We start from the raw sequence: 20,665 nt of genomic DNA, 5'->3' as shown, positions 1-20,665 counted from the left end.
TTTACTGTTTTGCCCATTTTCTTCTTAAGTCAAGCGTGTTTGGATACTCTAGACTTTGAGGCACATGCTGATATAGAAATTTTTTCTTCTCTTTGGAGCTCTCTTTTGCTAAAACTGCTCTTTTTGTGCCGTTGATTTCCACTACCGATTGTTTAACGATGGCCGATGAGATATACTCAATCTCGCCTTGCGTATGGTTAAAATTCCAAAATCTATTTGTGCGTCTTGACTCTGCTTCATAGCTGTTTACCGGGAAAGTATCATATGTTCGCCCACCGGGATGAGTGACAAAATAGCTCATGCCGCCAATGGAGCGTTGGTTCCAAGTATCAACCACATCAAAAACAAGCGGAGTATCAACACCGATTGTCGGATGAAGAGCCGACCATGGTTGCCACGCTTTATATTTTACTCCGGCGACAAACTCTCCCTCAACACCCGTTGGACTTAGCGGAACAACAACGGAGTTACATGTTAGAACAAATCTCTCCGGTGTAAAATTACTAACCTTTACTTGAACTCTCTCTAGTGAAGAGTCGACATATCTTGCCGTTCCCTGCGAGCCGCTCTCTTCGCCTAAAACATTCCAAGGCTCAATTGCTCCGCGGAGTTCAAGATGAAAATTCTCAACACTCGCCATTCCATAAAGCGGAAATCTAAACTCAAAAAATGGGTCAAACCAATCAAGTCTGAACTCATATCCCTCGTTATTTAAAAACTCAACTATATCTCTGATATCCTCTTTAACATAGTGTTCTAACAAAAACTTATCATGAAGCTGTGTCCCCCAGCGAACAAGTTTATGCTTATACGGTTTTCTCCAAAACAGTGAAACAAGTGTTCGCACAAGAAGCATTTGCAGTAGTGCCATTTGCGGGTGCGGCGGCATATCAAACGCACGAAGCTCTAAAATGCCCAGCCTCCCAGAGCTAGAATCCGGCGAATAGAGTTTATCTATGCAGAATTCAGAGCGATGCGTGTTTCCCGTGATGTCTGTTAACATATGGCGAAACAGCCTATCCGTAAGCCAAAAAGGAACTTCGCCATCTTCTGGGATTTGTGAAAATGCAATTTCCAGCTCATAAAGATTCTCGGCTCTCCCCTCATCAACGCGCGGTGCTTGAGATGTAGGACCGATAAACGCACCGGAGAAGAGGTATGAAAGACCAGGATGATGCTGCCAAAATGTAATAAGGCTTCTTAGCAGTTCTGGGCGTCTTAGAAGCGGGCTGTCCGATGGCTTCATGGCACCGATTGTTACATGGTTTCCTCCGCCCGTTCCGGTGTGTTTTCCATCAAGCATAAACTTCTCGGTTCCAAGGCGAGATTTTCTTGCATCGTCGTACAGTTTTAAAAGATTATCGCTCAAATCTCCCCATGAAGTCGCCGGTTGGATATTTACTTCAATAACCCCTGGGTCAGGAGTTACTTTTATGGTGTCAAGGCGTAAATCATGAGTAGGTTCATACCCCTCCAGAACAACTTTTATGTTTAGGTTCTCGGCAACTGCCTCAATGGATGCCGCAAGCTCTAAAAATGGTTCAATGCTGCTAAGCGGTGGCAGGAAGATGTGTAGCTTCCCGTCTCTTATTTCAATGTTTAGTGCAGTTCTAACAAAGATGTGTTCTTCATTGTGAGTTATTTGGAGTTCTTGCAACTCTTTTAATTTTTTTCTTGCTTGCTTTCTATATTTTGCAAGCTTTTGCGCATCTGCAAAAAAGTCAGATTCAAAATTTGCCGGAACTTCCGCTTTTGGTTTCTCCATCAGAGAATCCATCGGAAGCCTAAGCCCCAGAGGCGAATTTCCAGGGATTAGATAGAGTTCTCCTCTTCTAAATGCCCATCCGGAACTTATCCATTTTTCTTGCGAAAAGTTTAGCGGCAATACAAATCCAACCGGATTGTTTAGACCGTGAGAGAGAGCTTTTGCTATATTTTGTCTCTCTAGTGAATCCTTCAAATCAACTTTCATTATGTCGATGTCTATCGGCAGAGACGCCTCTTTCATAATGTAGTAAAACGGGTCTTCATAGGCTTTTAGAATATTTTTTCTATTTACGGACAAAGCAAGTGCTAGAGTGTTTATAAACATCTCTGCATCTTCGTTTGTATAGTTGTAACTCTCGTTCATATCTGCAAACAACTCCGGATTTTTCCAGATATTTTTTCTATCTTTTCTCCAGATAATCGAAGTTTGCCATCTCGGAACAGGTTCTCCAGGGTACCATTTTCCCTGTGCGTAGTGAAGCAAACCGCCTCTGGTAAATGAGCCAAGAAGTCTGCGAGAAAGTCTGTCTGCAAGCTCTCTTTTGTGTGCTCCATCAGCCTCTGTGTTCCATTGCGGCGATTCCATATCGTCAATCGATACAAATGTCGGCTCACCGCCCATGGAGAGTCTTACATCGTTTCGCTTAAGTTCGGCATCAACATCAAATCCAAGCTTGTAAATATCACTCCATTGGTCATCTCTGTAAGGTTTGGTTACGCGCGGAGACTCAAAGATTCTAGTCACCGTATTTGAGTAGGTAAATTCTGTTTCACACTTATCGCTCATCCCCTCAATAGCGTGCGCACTCTCAAACGATGGAGTACAAGCAAGCGGGATATGACCCTCTCCTGCAAAAAGTCCGCTTGTTGAATCAAGTCCAACCCAGCCAGCCCCCGGTAGATAAACTTCAGTCCAGGCATGCAGGTCTGTAAAATCATCCTGCGGACCGCTAGGACCATCAAGCGACTCAACATCGGCTTTTAACTGCACAAGATAACCAGAGACAAATCTTGAAGCAAGACCTAAATGACGAAGAGTTTGAACAAAAAGCCATGCGTAATCCCTACAGCTTCCAAGCTTTTTATTTAGTGTAACTTCACATGTTTGCACACCAACTTCTAGCCTGATAGTATATTTTAGATGTTTGTAGATTTCTGAGTTAAGATAGACTAAAAAGTCAATGATCGGACGAGGTTTTAAGTCAAGTGAATTGATAAACTTTTTGAGTTTTTTTCCATCTTCTGTAATCTCAAGATATGGAACAAGCTCTTTTTGTAGCTCTTTGCTGTAGATAAAAGGGAAATTTTGTGCCGATTCGTCTACAAAAAAATCAAATGGATTTATAGATATCAAATCCGTGATAATCTCGACATCAATCCCAAACTCTTTTACTTTTTCTGGAAAAACGATTCTAGCTAGATAGTTTCCAAATGGGTCTTGTTGCCAATTTATGAAGTGGTTCTCAGGCGTAATTTTTAGTGAATATGCTTCAATCGGTGTTCTGCTATGAGGAGCAGGACGAAGTCTGATGATATGTGGTGAGAGCGAAATATATTTGTCATATTTATAGTGTGTTTTGTGAGATAGTACAACTTTTAGTGACATAATTTTCCTTTTGTTCTATTTTGTGCACGCTCAAAGAAGCGTGCAAAGTCAGCTATTAACTGACTTTAATTATCGAAGGCGGGAAAGTTGCAAATGCTTTTTTGAAAGCATTTGCTCTGACATCTTTTAATTTTCCAGTTGCAACTGGAGGTAGGAAATACGCTATCTCTTGACTCTCTTTTGCATCGTAGTTGTTATCATACATAAAAGCAACTTCTTTTCCTAGTTTTGTCGCCTGCGCAGATAGATTTCTTGCATAAGCGATAATGTTCTTATGATGTTTGTCATACTTATTTCCAGAACCAAAGAAAACAAACTTGCCAGTTAGACGGATATTTAGGTAATCCTGATAGTTTAACTCTCTATCGTAGCGAGTGAGTTGGTTGCTGTTATATCCGCCTAAATCTTTATCGAATTCCTCTAAAATTGGCGTTGGCTCAATGTCTGGTCTGTTTATGTTAAAAAGATACTTGATCTCAATCAACTTTCCTCTATATCCATTTTTTATAGCAGATGAGAAGACATTGCAGTTGTTGTCAAAGTTTAGTTCATGAAATTTATTATCAAACACAAAACCTTGAGATACTAGTTTTGTGTTAGTGTTGTATCCAACTGGGGCAATTGTTGGGTTGTATAAAAATATAGTCCCAGCAACCGTTTTACGCCTGTTTTTAAGCATATCTTCAAGTTGCGCTATATCTATAATCTCATCGCTCTCTTGAATGTAAATGTACTGTTCTGTTAGATACTCGATGTCGAAGTTTGTTGAAAATTTTCCAAATGTTTGCAAGTTAAATCCTAGTTGATGGAGCCTGGTATTATATTATTGGTTTATTATACTATAACTAGTATTTTATTTTAGCTAGGTAGAGTCCATTTGCTGGCGCTGGTTTGATTTTATAGTTTTTTTTACACTCTAATTTATCTCTGATTTCATTAGTATTAAGCTTTAAAAGTGCTCCAACCATTAGCCTTATTTGACTTCTTAAAAATCCATTTGCTTCAAAAGTTAAAACAATACACTCTTTATGTTTGTAAGCAAAAGCTCTATAAATGGTTCTGTTTGTTGTTTTAACATCGCTACCACTCTTCATAAACTGCTTAAAATCAAACTCACCACAAAAAAGTTTTATCTTTTCTTTAATCTCTTCAAAGTCAACAGAGTCCAAAAATGTAACAAAATCATCCTCAAAAGGATTACTCTGCCCATGCTTGATTATGTATCTATAAAGTCGTTTTTTAGCACTATATCTCGCATGAAACTGCTCATCAACCTTTTTTATTTTTTTAACATAGATTGAGTTTGGAAGCATCTCGTTTAAAACTCTCTTTAGTTTTTCTAAGTCATTCCAAAATGGTGGTAAGTCAAGATGACAAACCTGTCCAGTTGCATGAACGCCTTTATCTGTTCTGCCACTCGCAACAGCTTCTGAATCAATATGTAATTTATTTAGAGTATGCCTCAGTGCCCCAAGAATGGTATTTTGAGAGCTTTTTTGTGTTTGTGAGCCTAGGAAGTTTGTTCCATTATAAGATATTGTTAATGCGCATCTCATCTAAAACTTTGCAACAATTGTTCTTTTGTAGATGAAGTAGGTCGTGATAAACCAGCTAATCAGTATGATAGGAACAGAGTAAGCACCAACAATCTCTTGAAAACCAAGAGCAAGTCCATAGTAAAGAAGTACACTTAAAAATAGGTATAGATAAACCTTTCCCTTTTGGTGCCTAACATGAACAATCCCAATACTGGCAATTAAAAACAGAGTCAGCAGTGGAAAAAAGCTGAGAATAGAGTTTGTTATAAGCATTTTTCTGTTCTCTTTACTTAACCAATATTCCAGCGGTGTTTGATAGACTCTCTGCTGATTATCCATAGTGTCATTTATAAACATCGTCTCAAAGTTTACTTGTGTAAATTTATCTTTTGAGTAGTTGTAGCCCTCACCAGAGATTAGCTTTAGTTTTAAAACTCCAGAGTCATTGATAACAAACGCTTTTTTTGCTTTTACAAAAATCTCATCTTTTGTTTCGCTTTTGTTAAACAACACTACATCTGAGTAACTCTTGTCTTTGTTTTCCTTGTTTATGTAAAGCAACCAATTACCAAATTTATGTCCAAACTCTGAGGCTGAGAGATTAAATTTTGCCTCACTTTTTTTATATGATAGGAAGTTTTTTGAAAGAATTTTAATATGTGGATATATCATGTAAAAATTAAATATCAGAGTTGCAGATAGAAGTGCAGCTGGGAATAAAAAAACCTTTAGTATTGTTTTTGGCTCTATCCCAAGAGAAAAAATTACAACGATTTCATTATCATTTGAGAGCTTAAAAAGAGTTAGAGTTGCTGCTACGAAAAAAGAGATGGGTAGTGTGTAAAAAAATAGCTCAGGAACCATAAACAAAAACAGAGTTATCATCTCCCATAGGCTTAATTGAATGATTGCCGTATATGTGGCGAGTTTAATTAAGAAAACAATAGATGCTATAAAAAATAGAGGTAAAAATATGGATAAAAAAGTGATAAAAAAAGATTTTTTTATATACTGAGTTAAAATTTTCATTAGTAATTTGCTTCTATGTAGGCTAAAATAGGGCTATCAAACATATATATTATAAAAGTGGCTATTGCTAAAAATGGTACAAATGGGACTCTCTGTTCCTCTTTTGAGCCTCTTTGAACAAGCAACATAACAGGAAGGGCGAGAAGAGCTGATAGGAAAATGGCAACTAGCGTTAGTTTAACTCCAAGCAGAGCACCCATTGTTGCTGCAACCATTATGTCACCTTCGCCCATCGCTTCTATAAATGGGTATCTGTGGTAGTTTTTGCTCCATGAAGTTGTATATTTTTTTGATTTTCTGCGTGCTGATGATGTTAAAATATATGAGAGTCCAAAACGAAGCAGAGTAAATCCACCAGCAAAAAGCAGGGCATTTTGAAGATTTGTAACTACTCCACTAAAGCTCCAAGCCCCAAAAATTGCAAATAAAATAGCTAAAAGATTTAGTGAATCTGGAATCATCTTATATCTAAAATCTATCATTGAAAGTGCTAAAAGTGTTAAAAAACTAAAACCAATAAAGAGAGTATGAATATTTATGCCAAATTTAGTAGCTAGTGCTAAAAAAATAAATCCAGAGATAAGTTCAATAAGCGGATATTGAGCCGAAATAGAAGATTTACAAAAAGAGCATTTGCCTCTAAGGAACAGCCAAGAGATAAGTGGTATATTATGCCAAGGTTTCAGCGGACTGTTACAAGTTGGGCAGTGAGAAGCCGTAAAAACAACACTCTCGTCTTTTGGTATGCGTAAAATTACAACATTTAAAAAAGAGCCGATAAGTGTCCCAAGTATAAAAACAAATAGTGGTTCCATTACTTTAATCCTCCAAATCTTCTCTCAATTTTTGTAAAATCTTTTATAATGTTCTCTAGATTAGAGGTTGTAAAATCTGGCCAAAGCGTGTCTGTAAAGAAAAGTTCAGCATATGCTGCTTGCCAAAGAAGAAAGTTTGAGAGCCTATGGTCTCCACCGGTTCTTATAAGCAAATCAACATCATGTTTACAGTCGAGCGCATTTCCTAGCATTGCTTCTGTTATGTCATTCTCGCAGTTTTTTATCTTATTTATGGCTCTTAAGATCTCATTTTGAGAGCCATAGTTTAGAGCCAGCGACTGAACTAAACCATCACAATGTGCAGTTTTTTCTTCAACATTCTTGATGGTTTCTTGAAGAGATTTTGAAAATGCTCTGATATCACCTATTGACTCAAATTTAACATTATTTTCTATATAAGTTTGAAGCTCACTTGTCAGATATTTATCTAGAAGTTTCATTAAAAACTCAACTTCAAGGCGAGGTCGCTTCCAGTTTTCAGTTGAAAAAGCATAAAGAGTTAATCTCTCAATATCTTTGTTGGCTGCACAAAAGGCAGTTATATCTTTAACAACTTTTGCCCCAATCTCATGCCCATAAGCTCTTTTTTTGTTTTTAAGTTCAGCCCATCTGCCATTTCCATCCATGATGATGGCGATGTGTCTCGCTTGATTCATATGCTTATATCCAAAATACACTCCATATTTGCGTTGTAGAGAGGTTCAATTTTTTCTAGAAGAGAAATTTTTACGCCATAAGATATATCATTTATGCTGTTTTGTAAAAATTGTTTACTTCTCTCAAACGCTACGCTAAGCTCTATGCTTATTTTGCCCTCATCTAGCCAAATAAGCCCAGAAATAGGACCTAAAAATTCTAGTGAAGCGTAAAAATCTATAGCCGTTTTTTTAGTCTGCTTATTGTACCTTTTTTTAAATTGTAAAATAGAAAAATAGCCTTGATAATTAAGCGGAATCGTGAGTGTTTGGTTTTGAAGGGAGAGTAGCATCGAGGCTATGTTTGTAAATTCGTCCTTGTTTGTTGCGCTATTTAATTGCTCTAACAAATCGTATTTAACTATATTTTGGGGATTTTTAGAACTTAAAATAGTTTGCAAATCTTTTAGTGAATACTCCAAAGATGAGCTTTGAAGATTTTGAAACGGTAGTGGCTGCTTCATAGGATTTAGGAGTTTTGGAAGTTCATTTTTTTTATGTGAGAGAAGTGCCCAGTACCTTTCGCCTTCGTTTAGGGGCTTATCGCTTTGCGCCGTGAGAGCATCTTTTGCGGATGAGTTTTTCTCACTAACGAGATATTTTCCATCCCCAAGAGATTTTAAAACATCAATAGAGAGTAGTTTCACAAGCGCTTTCGCCTCATTAGGATTTGTAGTAACTAGGTTGAGGATAGTGCTTAAGGCTGAGATATTCATAAACTCTTTGCGTGCTCTATGATCTCAAATGCAACGCTTAGTTTGTCTGCACTCTCTAGTGATTCTGTCTTATCTGCCACGATAAAATCTATTTTATTTGTATCGCTTCCAAAACTTTGTGAATTTTTTAGAACATTTAGACAAACTGCATCAACGCCTTTGTTTTTAATCATAGCAGAGGCGTTAGATAAGGCATTTTGTTCATCCATTTCAGCTTTAAAACCAACCGTTATAATGTCTGTTTTGTCAATCGAACCTAAAATATCAATATTTTGTTTTAGTTTCAGACTCCACTCTTTACCAAGAATCTCTTTTTTTATTTTTCCATCTTGTGCAAACTCTGGCACAAAATCACTAACAGCTGCCGCCATAAATAGATACGGTTTTTTCTGAATAAGATGGATTTGTTCATCTCTCATAAGTGATGCTTTAGAGAGTTTGCCTTTTTTTGCAACCCTAATTGAGTCACTCAAATACTCGAGCATCTCGGCCGAACTCTCAACAGCTATTGTGTAGAGCTCTTTTGGCAGTTCAGGTTCAAATTTTGTAGCTATTAGGTTTACATCTGCACCCATACAGTAGAGTGCCGTAGCGATGGATGATGCCATTTTTCCGCTTGAGTAATTCGAGATATATCGCACATCATCAATCTTCTCGAGCGTTCCGCCACCAGTTACTATAACTCTTCTGTTTTCCCAGAACTCTTCTTTTAAAAGAGCTCTGGCACAGTGCCAAAAAATATTTAGTGGCTCTGCCATCGCACCATCACCAACAGTTTTACACGCTAACTCTTTTACTTGAGTGTCGATTATCTCATAGTTTGCGATGTTTAGCATCTTTAAGTTGGCTTTTGTTATTGGATTTTCAAGCATATTTGTATTCGCAGATGGAGCAATGATTTTTAGATTTGGATAGGCCAGGGCGCACTGCAAGAGCATGTTGTCAGCTATGGCATTTGCTAGTTTTGCTATGGTGTTTGCAGTAGCTGGAGCTATAACAAACAGATCCGCCCACTGCGTTGTTTTTATATGGTTGTGATTATCCGCCCATGACTCATTTGTGTCATCTAGTACTCTATTTGAGCTAACAGCTTCAAATGTTAGTGGTGTTATGAATTTTTTTGCACTCTCACTCATCACAACTCTCACATCAGCTCCAGCCTTAACAAAAAGTCTAACAAGCTCAAGTGATTTGTAGATAGCGATAGAACCAGTAACACCAAGAACTATTTTTTTATTTTTGAGTAAATTTGATGGGATAAGCATTTTTAAATCCTTTAGGTGTGGCATTATACCAAATCTTATATTTTAGATAAAATAGTGAATAATACCAAACTACATTAACTACACATACTTAAGCAGGATTAGGTTTTGTGTATAGTTAATTGAATTTGGTGTAGGTACCTTTTAAATTGGAAGTTTTATGAAAAATATCTTTTTTCTTATCGTAACTGCTCTACTTTTTTCTGCCTGTTCCGTTGAACCACTTAAGCCAATCATCATAGAAACTTCACATAAAAGAGTTGATTATATTAAGGATGTGAAACCAATACTTGACAAAAGATGTGTGGTTTGTCACTCGTGCTACAACTCCCCATGTCAGCTAAAACTTAGCTCATTCGAGGGTTTAGATAGAGGCTCATCTAAAGAGAGAGTTTATCTTGCCGAACGACTATTTGCGCAAGATCCATCAAGGCTGTTTGTAGATGCAAAAAATACCAAAGAGTGGAGAGATAAAAAGTTTAACAGCGTTACAGAGAGCAAATCTAAAAAGGGTACAAACAACTCAGTGTTGCTTCATCTCTTAAATCACAAAATGAACAATCCAAAAATTGTCGGAGACTATTTTAGCGAGAGTGATAAACTTAAATGCTCAAGAGATGTGGATGAGCTAGCTGAATTTTTGGATGACAACCCAAATCAAGGTATGCCATTTGGATTTCCAGCACTAAAAAAAGATGAGTTTGAAACTATAGCTGCGTGGCTAGACCAAGGTGCAATCTCTCCAACGAAAGAGGAAAATATAGCGATGAAAAAACCATCTGACAAAGCTCAAAAAGAGATAGATAAATTTGAGGAGTTTTTCAACAATCAAGATGCAAAAAATATCATGAGCGCTAGATATATTTATGAGCATCTATTTTTGGCACATATAGTGTTTAGTTCGGCTCCAAATGAGTATTTTGAGCTTGTTCGCTCCAGCACTGCATCGCCGAAAAAAGCAGAGATTATCCCGACTCTTAGACCTTATGATAACCCAAAGATAGAGAGGTTTTATTATAGATTTGAGAAAATTCACTCAACAATTGATTATAAAACCAACATAGTCTATAAGATGGACGACAAAAAACTACAAAGATACAAAGAGCTCTTTATTGAGCCAGAGTGGACAGAAAAACCGCATGTTATGACTTATGATTTAAATACCAGCACACAACCGTTTGTTGCTTTTGAGCAAATCCCAACTCTATCAAGATATAAATTTTTGTTAGATGATTCTGAATATATAGTGCGAACATTTGTACATGGTCCGGTATGCAAGGGTCAAATAGCTCTAAATGTCTTAGACGACCATTTTTGGGTTATGTTTATGGATCCAAAATATGATTTATCAATCAAAGATAACAACTTTTTAAAGAGCCAATATAAAAATCTTGTTATACCTATAAGTGAAGGAAGTACAGTTGGACTCATTCATGCGATTAGTGATCGTTATAATGATGCTTCGATAAAATATAGTGAAGATAGACAAAATATGTATGATTTTTTTTATAAAGATGGGCTTACAATGGAGAGCATCTGGAGAGGCGAAAATGCCCCTGATTCTCCACTTTTAACCATCTATAGACATTATGATAACGCTTCGGTACATAAAGGCGCACTAGGCGCACTTCCAAAAACTGCTTGGATTATTGACTATCCGCTTCTTGAGAGGATTTACTACTCACTAGTTGCTGGCTTTGATGTTTACGGAAACGGCGGACATCAGTTGGTAATTAGAAGATATGCAAATAGGTTGAGAGTTGAAGGAGAGGTTAATTTTGTAAATCTACTGCCAAAAGAGGATAGAAAAAATATGATTGACTCTTGGTACCTTGATGCTAGCGATGATGAAAAGTTTTCTATATCGAAAAATGAGACGGGTATAAAGTATAAAAAAAATAACTCAAAAAGAGAACTCATAGAAAAAGTTGTTGAAAATCATCTACTAAAATCAACAAATATAAGTTTTGACGATATTAACTATCGCCAAGAAGATGAGAGAGTGGTTCCAATGCCAAAGACATTTAGTGTAGTTCAAGACTATATAGATGGATTTAAAGCGCTAACCAAAGATGGAACTGCATTTGCAAGATTTGTAAACTGGCAAAGTGCAAATTCTGCCTACATAAGAATCAAAATGCCAAAAGAGTTGGGTATGCAAGACATCGTGATTTCCGCTGTTTTAAACAGATGGCACAACAATGTCTCGTTTATGTACAACGAAGAGAGCAGGCTTGATGCGTCTAAAAATTATTTTGATTTTATAAGTGGTTTTGTGGGAGCATATCCAAACCTATTTTTTGTAATTGAGTATAAAGATCTACCAGATTTTTTTGATATGATTAAAAATTTTAAAGATAATGAAAAGTATATGAGTAGGTTTTCAAAATACGGAATCAGCCGTGACAGCAAAGATTTCTGGGAAAACTACGACTGGTTTCAAAATGAATTTAACAAAAGTAACCCAATAGACGGCGGGCTTTTTGATCTAAATCGCTACTACAATAAATCTTTTTAGTTTGTTTGACATTTGTAAAAAAGCGCCTAAGCGCTTAATTATATGGTTGTTTGTTTTAGAATTTATAGTTTGCGATAATGCGATATTGAGTAAGTTTGTCATTTTGAGAGATGACACTGCCGTTCGCGCTAGCAGAACTATTTTCTTTAACCCATATTCCTTTGAAGTCTAAAGAGAACTTATCTTTTGTGTACCCAATAACTGCATTTATATCCTCTTGAGCTTTTGGGAAGATGCTGTTGTTGTAATGCGCATACTCTAAAACAGCTTTAAACCCTTTAACTCCAGTAAAGTCAAACTTTTGAGCTACTCCTAGTTTGATGCCTGTTGTGCCACCAATATAGGCAGTATCGCTTGTTAAGCCTTTCCCATAATTAGAGATAAACAGATCATTTGAGGTGATAGTGTTTGTGAAAAGTGGCGTTCCATCCCACGGAAGAACCAACGAATCATGTTTCCCACTACTACTTGCCACATTGCTATATGCCACTATAAGAGTTGTTTCTTGATGTGTTAGTGAAACTTTTGCTCCAATTGCCTTAGCGTTAATCTCGCCTCCCATAATAGCTTTTGCGGCGGCACTGTTTGCATTTCCTATGGAATCCTGCATGATGCCCTGCATAGAAGCGCTGCATGACCAGTCGTTATCAAGTCTGTTTTTAACCATCACATCCGCATATACTGAGTTCATAAAATCTGGAGCATAATAGTCATAAATATGAGTAGAAACATCTCTGTTTTTCCAACCTAGAGAGATAGGAACAATATACCCGCCATCATCACCGGTAATCGCTCTAGTGTTTGCGCCAAGTGCATGTTCTATGATATTTGTAAACACATTGGAAGTACGCTGTTTAAAACGATCAATATATCCAGCACTTACTTCTATGCCGTTCTCAAATGTTGCCGTTCCCATGGCGCCTTGCACCGTACTAGGAAGCATTCTTACATCTTTTGCATCAATGAGCGGTGTCTCTATTATCTTGCGTCCATACCAGATATTATAACTATCTTGAGCATATTGAGCGTATGCTTCTCCTAAAACAGAAAAACCATCATCTGCGTTAGAGGCGTTTGTATTTCCGTTGACTCTAACTCCATTATCACGCCCAAGGATTGAGGTGTCAACATTTGCTGGATTGCTTGGAGTTGCAAATGGATTTGTAGTCATAAATGTCGCGCCAATCTTTAGTCCATAGAGTGATCCTGTTGTATATCCAAGTTGACCACCGACTGAATTTGCGTGTTGAGAAGTTTGTGTTGCGCCAGTCTCTTTTGCTGTATTGATGTAATAGTAGCGAATATTGCCATGCGCTTTCCCATCCTCAAACCATGTATTTATGCTATCTGAAGCTTGAAGTGAAAATGCGCATAGTACTGATACAATAATTATTTTATTCATTTTTTGCCTTTTTTTACTGATGTTACGCACCAAAACAGACTTGTTCTGTTTAGTGCTTAGTATCAGTTGTTTAGTTAAAATTGTAAGCAACAACAAAGAGCTAATACCATACTGTCTTATAGCTTTTTGTTATTTTTATAATACTAGCAAGAATTACTAAATATAATAATAGTATTTGGATTTATTGGCTAAATTAGGAGTTTGTTTGTGTAAAAACTTAACATATTTTATATACTATATTTATCTGAGAAAACTAAATATCTATATTTTTCTAATATATAATGTTTGTTTGTGGTGTAATTTTAGATTATTTTTAAAGAAGGGGATAGTCACTCACGAGAAAGCGTGAAATCAGTCCCTTTTGTCAAAATGATACCAAGCGCTGTTGTTGGGCTTATAGATATGCAAAACAAAAGGTATATATTTATATTCCGATTGACTAGTTTTAAACTCAAAAGAGAGTGTTGCTTTTTCAGTAATCTAAATTTTTTCTAATAAAAGTGGAGATTCACTCAATGGATGTAGTTGAGTGTAGTTTTCATTAAAGTTCAAAATGTGCAAAAGCACCCTCTACGCTCAACACATTTTTATAGCTAGTCTTTGAAATTCTTACATTTTTTGTATTTAAGTCACACACCGCAATACGAAAGTTTGAACTCATGTATGGTTCAACAATGCATATAATCTTGTCATCAATTTGCCTTGTCGCATGAATAACACCGCTAAGTGTATGAAAAAAATATTTTGGATAACTCAGAGGCGTGATTTCTACAACCTCCGCAACTATTTTTTTACCAAGATTTTGTCTAATGAGATTAGCATCTTCATAGTTATCAAACTGAATACACCAGTCGTCAAACTCTTTATTGAAGCGTTTTAAACCCTCATCCAAAAAACCGCCTGCCGCTGATTGTAGAGCAAATATACTCATTTGGTAAATCCTATAAGAATATTCATAATTATACTCGCTAGCCTCTTTGATATCCTTTACAGTTCCACAACTAACTCAAACATCATTTTTGTCTCTAAAGTTATAAAAAAGTGGAGATTCACTCATAGGAATCCCAACTTTTACAGATATCGACATGAGGAAATAAAATGACAAAAAACAAGAACAACTACCTGTGCCAGTTGCAATACTTACAGAGCGGTAAATATATTGTATTAAGAAAACAAAACTGTTTGAACGAAGTGAGTTTTCTGTTTTTAGTAAGTTATTTACTGTTTTTTAGGAACCAGACAGAGTCTGACTCGAAGCCGTTGCAAGAGCTTTTTGCTTACTTTTTTGTGAAAAAAAGCATGAAAAACTAGCTTGGAGATAAAAATTACACCCCCGCGAGTGAATAAGTACCAATCGTTTAGCTGAGAGTTAGTTATGTCCAATAAACAAATCTGGATTATTTTCAATGTTATTTTGTAATTTTTTATATTCTGTTTTTGGCAAGTTTGCAACACTATCTTTGTCAACAATTTCAATATTTACCACACTGCTATCACCATCTTTTCGCAAATATTTTAGTACAAGTTTTCCAAGAGCGTAAACTTCTTGTTTGATTATTTCATCGTTTTCATTGTAGGTTATACTCTCACCATGTAGCTTGCCATCATCGTATGTCTTGGTGCTTTTTACGCTGTTGTTTGCTTTAGCAATAGAGTATTTTGTCTCAATGCCATGCCTCTTCTCTTGTACAAAATATTCTAACTTTGACAAAACACCTTTTACACTAAAGTGTTTAACTTCTTTGATGCCATTTTTTACGCTAATAAGCTCCCTAACATAAGCGTCTTTTGCATTGTAGTAGTGCTTTGTAATGAATGTATCGCCATCTATATAGGTTTCAGTTTGTATGTTTTTGCTTGGATAATTAGTTATTTTATGTTTTTCTTTCATGATAATCCTTATAGATGGAATTATATCAGGATAGATTTAGTGTGAAGATTTAAAAGTCTGATTTTTTTTATAGACTAAAAACTTGAGAAAAAGCATCATAAAAGTCCGTTTATCTGTGGCTAATGATATCTACAAATATGTTATGATTTTAACCTGATGAAACAAACCGCATCAAGCCCATATGAGAGAAAAATATGATTATAGATAAACTACAAAATGCCAAACTTTACTATTTTGGTTCGGCATGGGAGCGGGCTTTTGAGTTTTTGAACTCTTTAACTCCAGATACTTTGGAAGGAAAATATGTGATTGATGGCGAGGATATTTTTGCAATCATTATGAGTTACGAGACTACTGTGGCGGATGAGAAGATTTTTGAGTCACACCGTGAGTATGTGGATATCCAGAGTGTTATTGTTGGAAGCGAGCGGTTTGAGTGTGATTTTGCAGATGCTCTAGAGGTAGAAACCCCTTATGATACTTTAAAAGAGGCGGCATTTTATAGACGAAATATACAGGGGCGGGTAATTGTGGATATTTATCCCGAGACATTTTTGATGCTCTATCCAAATGATGCGCATCTAGCTGGAGTTATGATTGGCGACAGTTCTAAGAGTGTTAAGAAAGTTGTTGTAAAGATACGAAAAAGTTTGCTTGAGTGCTGATTTTGAAAAAGTATCTTAGAGTTATTTTAGTGTGTTTTAGTTAATTTAAAGGGTGAGATAATGAACTGCTTTACATATATAATAAAAGATAGATGATATTTGCCGATATTGCTGTAATAAGATATTAATTATGGAACCTATATTGCTTTAGTAGGTTAAAAGTTTGATAATCTAAAGATTGAGGTGAGGTTTATTATGAGAGTAACATCCAGTATGTATTATAAAAATATCAACACCGAGAGCTCTAGAGCTAACGAGAGGCTGTTCGATGTAAATAAGCAGATTGCTTCTGGGTTGAAGATTCAACATGCGAGTGACGATGTAAATGTTTTTAGTAATACCATGAGATTAGACAATGAAATTACTGCTCTTGGGCAGATTAAAAAGAGTACAGAAAGTGGATCCAAGATAGCGAATCAGACAGATACGACTCTAAATGATTTTGAAGATTCTCTTAGTCAAATGAAGTCACTTTTAAATAGAGCTGCAACAGGGACAAATAGTAACGCTTCTCTTGATGCAATAGCAAAAGAGTTGCGCGGACTAGAGAGTCATTTAAAAAATCTGTCAAATACCTCAATAAACGGACAGTATATCTTTTCAGGCTCAGCAACCGATACAAAACCGATTTCAGATAATGGAATTTATAATGGTAATAGTGCTTCAATGAAATCTTTTTTGGGCTCAAATGTTCAACAGCAGTACAATATTTCAGGCTCAGAGCTGTTTTTGGGAGAAGAGATACTTACCAAAAAGGAGATAACAACAAATGTACCACAGTACAGTTTGTCTGCAAAATACCCAGATTTTACAGATAAGACAAAAACTGGCACAGATGAAGTTATCACTGCAAACAGTAAGATTCGTGACTTGATGGGTGATGTGGATAACGATATTGATAGTACTAACGCGAAACATCATTTTTATATAAGTGGTATAAAAAGTAGTGGAGAATCTTTTAGTCAACAAATCTCAATGCGTGATGATGAGTCTATGCAGTCTTTGCTGGATGGGATTGGCAAGGCCTATGGCAATACTCCAAGTTTGAGCGTTGTAAATGTTTCTTTAAATAGTCTTGGCGAGATTGTTATAGAAGACAAACTTAAAGGATCTAGCAAGTTAGATTTTCATATGGTTGGAGCAACTGATTTAAGTAGAGATGCCTTTCATGATGGTGGTGATGTTGGCGATGGTATGTATGGGGCCAATATTGGAAAAATTGACAACCTAGATGGTGGTGAAACTGATTTTAACAAAATAATATATGGTGTATCGACGGCGTCGAATCCAAAACTATTTGTAAAAGAGTTTGTAAAATCAGATCTTTCTCCAGCTTCTGGTGCGGCTTCAAATATAGGTGGATTGCTTTATGATAGAACACAGTTTGAAAAAAATGGAGCAAAACTATCTTCAAATGTGTCCCAGATAGTTAAAGGCTCTAATGCCTTTGCCTCACCATCTACAAAAATTTCAGAAGTCGCTGATATATCCAAAGGAACAACAACAACTGATGATGATACTCTTAATTTCACTCAATTAAAATTAGCAGGTAAAGATGTTTACGGCTCTGCATTTAATGTTCAGATTGATCTTAGAGATACGGTCAATGGTGGTTCAACATTCTCTCTTGATGGCGGAAATACAAACTACAGTATTTATAACACGCAGACACCAAGAACAGCTATAAATGCCGATGATATGACATATAAGCAGTTAATGGATGTTGTCAATATGGTTGCTACGGGAAATATCCCAAGTTTAGCTAACGACATTACAGCTTATGATAGTGCTATTGAAAATGCATCGTTGATTGGCAATACAAAACTAAGCTACGATGGTAAGATTGAGTTTGAAGATATTAACAGTACAAATACAAAAGCTAGCATCTCTATGTTTGATTCAAATAGCGGAAACTTCAATATAAATAATGATGGAAATGGTGATGGTACAACAGATAAAACAACCTCTTCCGCTTTTACTTTCAACTCCAACAGTGCTCTTGTTATTCGTGACTCAAAGACAGATTTTTTTCAATCAATAGACAAAATAATCAAAGCCGTAGAGAGTTATGATATTCAGCCAGATGCACTAAATGGAGATAAAAAAAACATAGGTATACAGAATGCACTGAAGTTAGTAGATGATTTGAGTAATCATATATATGGAGTGCACTCAAAAATTGGTGCTCAATCAAACGCACTTGCAAAAGCCCTAGATAGAACTAGTACTCTAGAGATAAGTACAATGACGCTTCGATCATCATTTATAGATACTGATCAAGCAGAGTCGTATCTGAAGTTAACACAACTCTCAAATAATTATCAAGCTATGCTCTCTACGGTTGCAAAAATCTCAAAACTTAGTCTTGTTAATTATCTCTAAATATCTTTTATGAAATAGACTAAACCTAATCATCTGCGCATATTTAAGAGTGTAGTTGGTTGAGTTTAGCAACGGTTTAGGCTATACTTCTTTTTTAAAAATCATAATTTTAAAGGCAATAATAGCTTGAGAGACACAATATTTATTATCACATTTGGTTTACTGATTTATCTTGGATTTGCAACAGTTTTAGGCGATAACGCTATTATGGGGAGTTTCGGCGCTATATTTGCGTCAAACAATCACTATTATTTTGGTTATATTTCTTATGTTTATATTTTTGCTCTATTAATCCCGCTCTATTTTTTCTATAAAAATAGCACAATAGATTTGAGAAAAATAGAGCTAATGATGGCTCTGTTTTTAATCCTTTTCTCTTTGTTGTTAGCTCAGGCACTTCTTTTTAATGGTGCATTAAAGGGAGTAATTGGTGAGAGTTTTATAGTTGGTATCTCACCGTTTATCGGGGTGTTTGGTGTATGGATTTTTTGGTTAATTATCACCGTCGTTTCAATTGTAATAGTTGCAAACAAAAGTGCTCATGAGTTAGTTGCTATTTTTAGTGCAATTGTTCAAAAAAAAAACTCACAGAGATTGGAAGCCAAACTCAAAAAAAGATTAGAGACACAAAAAGATGATAAAGCTAAAATAGCTACTAAAAGTGTGCATGTTGAAGAAAAAAAGGAAGAAATCAAAAGAAAAATAGTAAAAAATACTCCACTTGATGATTTTAACGAAGAGATAGAAAAGCCTGCATATCTCAGACATAATGAGACTATCAAACCTCAAAACAGTGATGAGAAATTACACCAAGAAGATTTGCCACAAAGCAAGCCTCATAACATCTTAGAGCTTGTTAATGAGATTAAAGAACATACTGGTGCAATCATTATTGATGAGCTGGAAGAAAATACAAAACTTTTAGAAGGAATCGAAAAAGGAGAGGTCGAGAAACCTAAAAACTTTACTCTTCCTTCAGTTGATTTTTTTCAAAAGCCAGATGTTACATCACACAGCGTTGATGAGAGTGAGGTTGATGGCAAAATCCGTTATCTTATAGAAAAATTGGCTCATTTTAAAATAGATGGAGATGTTGTAAGAACTTACGCTGGACCAGTTGTTTCAACTTTCGAGTTTAAACCTGCTGCAAATGTTAAAGTATCTAAAATACTGAATCTTCAAGATGACTTAGCGATGGCTCTAAGTGCTGAGACTATCCGCATCCAAGCGCCTATCCCTGGAAAAGATGTGGTTGGCATCGAGATACCAAATGACACAGTTGATACAATCTATATGCGTGAACTCCTAGATAGTCAGCTCTTTAAAGAGTCATCTTCGCCACTAACTATTGCTCTTGGAAAAGATATTGTAGGTCGACCATTTGTCACAGACCTTAAAAAACTTCCGCATCTTCTTATAGCTGGAACTACTGGTAGTGGTAAGAGTGTTGGAATAAACTCTATGATTTTGTCTCTTTTGTATAAAAATTCGCCAGATCAGCTAAGACTTATCATGATAGATCCAAAAATGTTAGAATTTTCCATATATAACGGCATCCCACATCTTTTAACACCTGTCATAACAAAACCCAAACAGGCGATTGTTGCGCTAAATAACACTGTTTTAGAGATGGAGCGTCGTTATGAACTTATGAGCGATACAAGAACTAAAAACATTGAAAACTATAATGAAAAGATAAAAAAAGAGGGTGGCGAATTTCTTCCATATATTGTTGTTATTATAGATGAGCTAGCGGACCTTATGATGACGAGCGGAAAGGATGTTGAGCATTCAATAGCGAGATTAGCACAGATGGCAAGAGCATCTGGAATTCATTTGATTGTAGCAACACAAAGACCATCTGTTGATGTTGTAACGGGCTTAATTAAAGCAAACTTACCATCTCGTATATCTTATAGAGTAGGGCAGAGAATAGATAGTAAAATCATCCTAGATCAACAGGGTGCAGAATCACTTCTTGGGCGTGGAGATATGCTCTTTACGCCTCCTGGTTCAACTGGATTAGTTAGACTTCATGCACCTTGGAGCACAGAGTCTGAGATAGAAGCTGTTGTTGAGTTTATCAAGTCGCAAAGAGAACCAAACTATAATAAGAGTTTTTTAGTGGAAGATAGTGAAAGCAAAAGCTCTTCAGGCGAGACATATGAAGAGTTAGACCCACTCTACGAAGAAGCAAGAAATGTGATTCTCTCAGATAGAAAAACATCCATATCGTACCTTCAAAGAAAGCTCCAAATTGGATACAACAGATCTGCTAGAGTGATTGAACAACTTGAGGCTGAGGGCGTTTTATCCCAAGCAAACTCAAAAGGAATTCGAGAAATTTTATAGAAGCAG

At 36.2% G+C, this 20,665-nt stretch carries 15 protein-coding genes; 4 read left to right on the top strand and 11 right to left on the bottom strand.

What is annotated here, in order from left to right:
• Position 1 precedes the first annotated feature (1 nt).
• Genes PHV22_RS03495 through coaBC form a run of 8 tightly spaced genes read right to left on the bottom strand, consistent with a single transcriptional unit; the run spans position 2 to position 9,452 of the window.
• Complete coding sequence (locus PHV22_RS03495; RefSeq protein WP_295023070.1) at positions 2–3,373, bottom strand: DUF2126 domain-containing protein; 3,372 nt, start codon at positions 3,371–3,373, stop codon at positions 2–4.
• Between the two features lie 55 nt (positions 3,374–3,428).
• A complete protein-coding gene (locus PHV22_RS03490) occupies positions 3,429–4,163 on the bottom strand; it encodes a hypothetical protein (protein ID WP_295023071.1) in 735 nt (244 codons plus the stop codon).
• Positions 4,164–4,218: 55 nt separating this feature from the next.
• Positions 4,219–4,929 (bottom strand): tRNA pseudouridine(38-40) synthase TruA, encoded by a 711-nt coding sequence (gene truA, locus PHV22_RS03485; protein ID WP_295023072.1) that lies wholly within the window; start codon positions 4,927–4,929, stop codon positions 4,219–4,221.
• Entirely contained in the window at positions 4,930–5,940 is a 1,011-nt protein-coding gene (locus tag PHV22_RS03480; protein WP_295023073.1) for an LptF/LptG family permease, read from the bottom strand. It lies immediately after the preceding gene.
• Entirely contained in the window at positions 5,940–6,755 is an 816-nt protein-coding gene (locus tag PHV22_RS03475) for an A24 family peptidase (protein WP_295023074.1), read from the bottom strand. The genes PHV22_RS03480 and PHV22_RS03475 overlap by 1 nt, the downstream gene beginning before the upstream one ends.
• Positions 6,755–7,432 (bottom strand): di-trans,poly-cis-decaprenylcistransferase, encoded by a 678-nt coding sequence (locus PHV22_RS03470; protein ID WP_295023075.1) that lies wholly within the window; start codon positions 7,430–7,432, stop codon positions 6,755–6,757. The genes PHV22_RS03475 and PHV22_RS03470 overlap by 1 nt, the downstream gene beginning before the upstream one ends.
• A complete protein-coding gene (locus tag PHV22_RS03465; RefSeq protein ID WP_295023076.1) occupies positions 7,429–8,187 on the bottom strand; it encodes a hypothetical protein in 759 nt (252 codons plus the stop codon). Before PHV22_RS03465 ends, PHV22_RS03470 begins: the two co-directional genes overlap by 4 nt.
• A complete protein-coding gene (gene coaBC / locus PHV22_RS03460; protein WP_295023077.1) occupies positions 8,184–9,452 on the bottom strand; it encodes a bifunctional phosphopantothenoylcysteine decarboxylase/phosphopantothenate--cysteine ligase CoaBC in 1,269 nt (422 codons plus the stop codon). Before coaBC ends, PHV22_RS03465 begins: the two co-directional genes overlap by 4 nt.
• Positions 9,453–9,609: 157 nt before the next feature.
• Here coaBC and PHV22_RS03455 point away from each other — a divergent pair, with 157 nt between their 5' ends.
• Positions 9,610–11,967, top strand: a complete 2,358-nt coding sequence (locus PHV22_RS03455; protein ID WP_295023078.1) for a fatty acid cis/trans isomerase — start codon at positions 9,610–9,612, stop codon at positions 11,965–11,967.
• Between the two features lie 55 nt (positions 11,968–12,022).
• Here PHV22_RS03455 and PHV22_RS03450 read toward each other — a convergent pair whose 3' ends face one another.
• The 3 genes from PHV22_RS03450 to PHV22_RS03440 form a co-directional block, all read right to left on the bottom strand.
• Positions 12,023–13,369: an OprD family outer membrane porin gene (locus PHV22_RS03450; protein WP_295023079.1), complete on the bottom strand. Its 1,347-nt coding sequence runs from the start codon at positions 13,367–13,369 to the stop codon at positions 12,023–12,025.
• Between the two features lie 541 nt (positions 13,370–13,910).
• On the bottom strand, positions 13,911–14,300 hold the full coding sequence (locus PHV22_RS03445) for a hypothetical protein (RefSeq protein ID WP_295023080.1): 390 nt from the start codon (positions 14,298–14,300) through the stop codon (positions 13,911–13,913).
• A 438-nt stretch (positions 14,301–14,738) separates the two neighbouring features.
• Positions 14,739–15,260, bottom strand: coding sequence for a hypothetical protein (locus tag PHV22_RS03440; protein ID WP_295023081.1), 522 nt, complete (start codon positions 15,258–15,260; stop codon positions 14,739–14,741).
• 194 nt (positions 15,261–15,454) lie between these two features.
• On the opposite strand from PHV22_RS03440, the gene PHV22_RS03435 reads away from it, so the two are divergent.
• The 3 genes from PHV22_RS03435 to PHV22_RS03425 all read left to right on the top strand — a co-directional run bounded on the left by PHV22_RS03435 (position 15,455) and on the right by PHV22_RS03425 (position 20,659).
• Positions 15,455–15,925 (top strand): YhcH/YjgK/YiaL family protein, encoded by a 471-nt coding sequence (locus PHV22_RS03435; protein WP_295023082.1) that lies wholly within the window; start codon positions 15,455–15,457, stop codon positions 15,923–15,925.
• Positions 15,926–16,120: 195 nt separating this feature from the next.
• On the top strand, positions 16,121–18,307 hold the full coding sequence (locus tag PHV22_RS03430; RefSeq protein WP_299945755.1) for a flagellin: 2,187 nt from the start codon (positions 16,121–16,123) through the stop codon (positions 18,305–18,307).
• A gap of 126 nt (positions 18,308–18,433) precedes the next feature.
• On the top strand, positions 18,434–20,659 hold the full coding sequence (locus PHV22_RS03425) for a DNA translocase FtsK (RefSeq protein WP_299945752.1): 2,226 nt from the start codon (positions 18,434–18,436) through the stop codon (positions 20,657–20,659).
• Positions 20,660–20,665: the final 6 nt, after the last annotated feature.

This window comes from Sulfurimonas sp., assembly GCF_028713515.1.
In the GTDB taxonomy this organism is placed as follows: Bacteria; Campylobacterota; Campylobacteria; order Campylobacterales; family Sulfurimonadaceae; genus Sulfurimonas.
This window is presented reverse-complemented; position numbering and strand designations above follow the sequence as displayed.

Excerpts from the sequence above, each read along its gene's own strand:
- PHV22_RS03450 (WP_295023079.1), bottom strand. The coding sequence starts at position 13,369 with ATGAATAAAATAATTATTGTATCAGTACTATGCGCATTTTCACTTCAA.
- PHV22_RS03475 (WP_295023074.1), bottom strand. The coding sequence starts at position 6,755 with ATGGAACCACTATTTGTTTTTATACTTGGGACACTTATCGGCTCTTTT.
- truA (WP_295023072.1), bottom strand. The coding sequence starts at position 4,929 with ATGAGATGCGCATTAACAATATCTTATAATGGAACAAACTTCCTAGGC.
- PHV22_RS03435 (WP_295023082.1), top strand. The coding sequence starts at position 15,455 with ATGATTATAGATAAACTACAAAATGCCAAACTTTACTATTTTGGTTCG.
- PHV22_RS03480 (WP_295023073.1), bottom strand. The coding sequence starts at position 5,940 with ATGAAAATTTTAACTCAGTATATAAAAAAATCTTTTTTTATCACTTTT.
- PHV22_RS03445 (WP_295023080.1), bottom strand. The coding sequence starts at position 14,300 with ATGAGTATATTTGCTCTACAATCAGCGGCAGGCGGTTTTTTGGATGAG.
- PHV22_RS03465 (WP_295023076.1), bottom strand. The coding sequence starts at position 8,187 with ATGAATATCTCAGCCTTAAGCACTATCCTCAACCTAGTTACTACAAAT.
- coaBC (WP_295023077.1), bottom strand. The coding sequence starts at position 9,452 with ATGCTTATCCCATCAAATTTACTCAAAAATAAAAAAATAGTTCTTGGT.
- PHV22_RS03470 (WP_295023075.1), bottom strand. The coding sequence starts at position 7,432 with ATGAATCAAGCGAGACACATCGCCATCATCATGGATGGAAATGGCAGA.
- PHV22_RS03495 (WP_295023070.1), bottom strand. The coding sequence starts at position 3,373 with ATGTCACTAAAAGTTGTACTATCTCACAAAACACACTATAAATATGAC.
- PHV22_RS03440 (WP_295023081.1), bottom strand. The coding sequence starts at position 15,260 with ATGAAAGAAAAACATAAAATAACTAATTATCCAAGCAAAAACATACAA.
- PHV22_RS03455 (WP_295023078.1), top strand. The coding sequence starts at position 9,610 with ATGAAAAATATCTTTTTTCTTATCGTAACTGCTCTACTTTTTTCTGCC.
- PHV22_RS03430 (WP_299945755.1), top strand. The coding sequence starts at position 16,121 with ATGAGAGTAACATCCAGTATGTATTATAAAAATATCAACACCGAGAGC.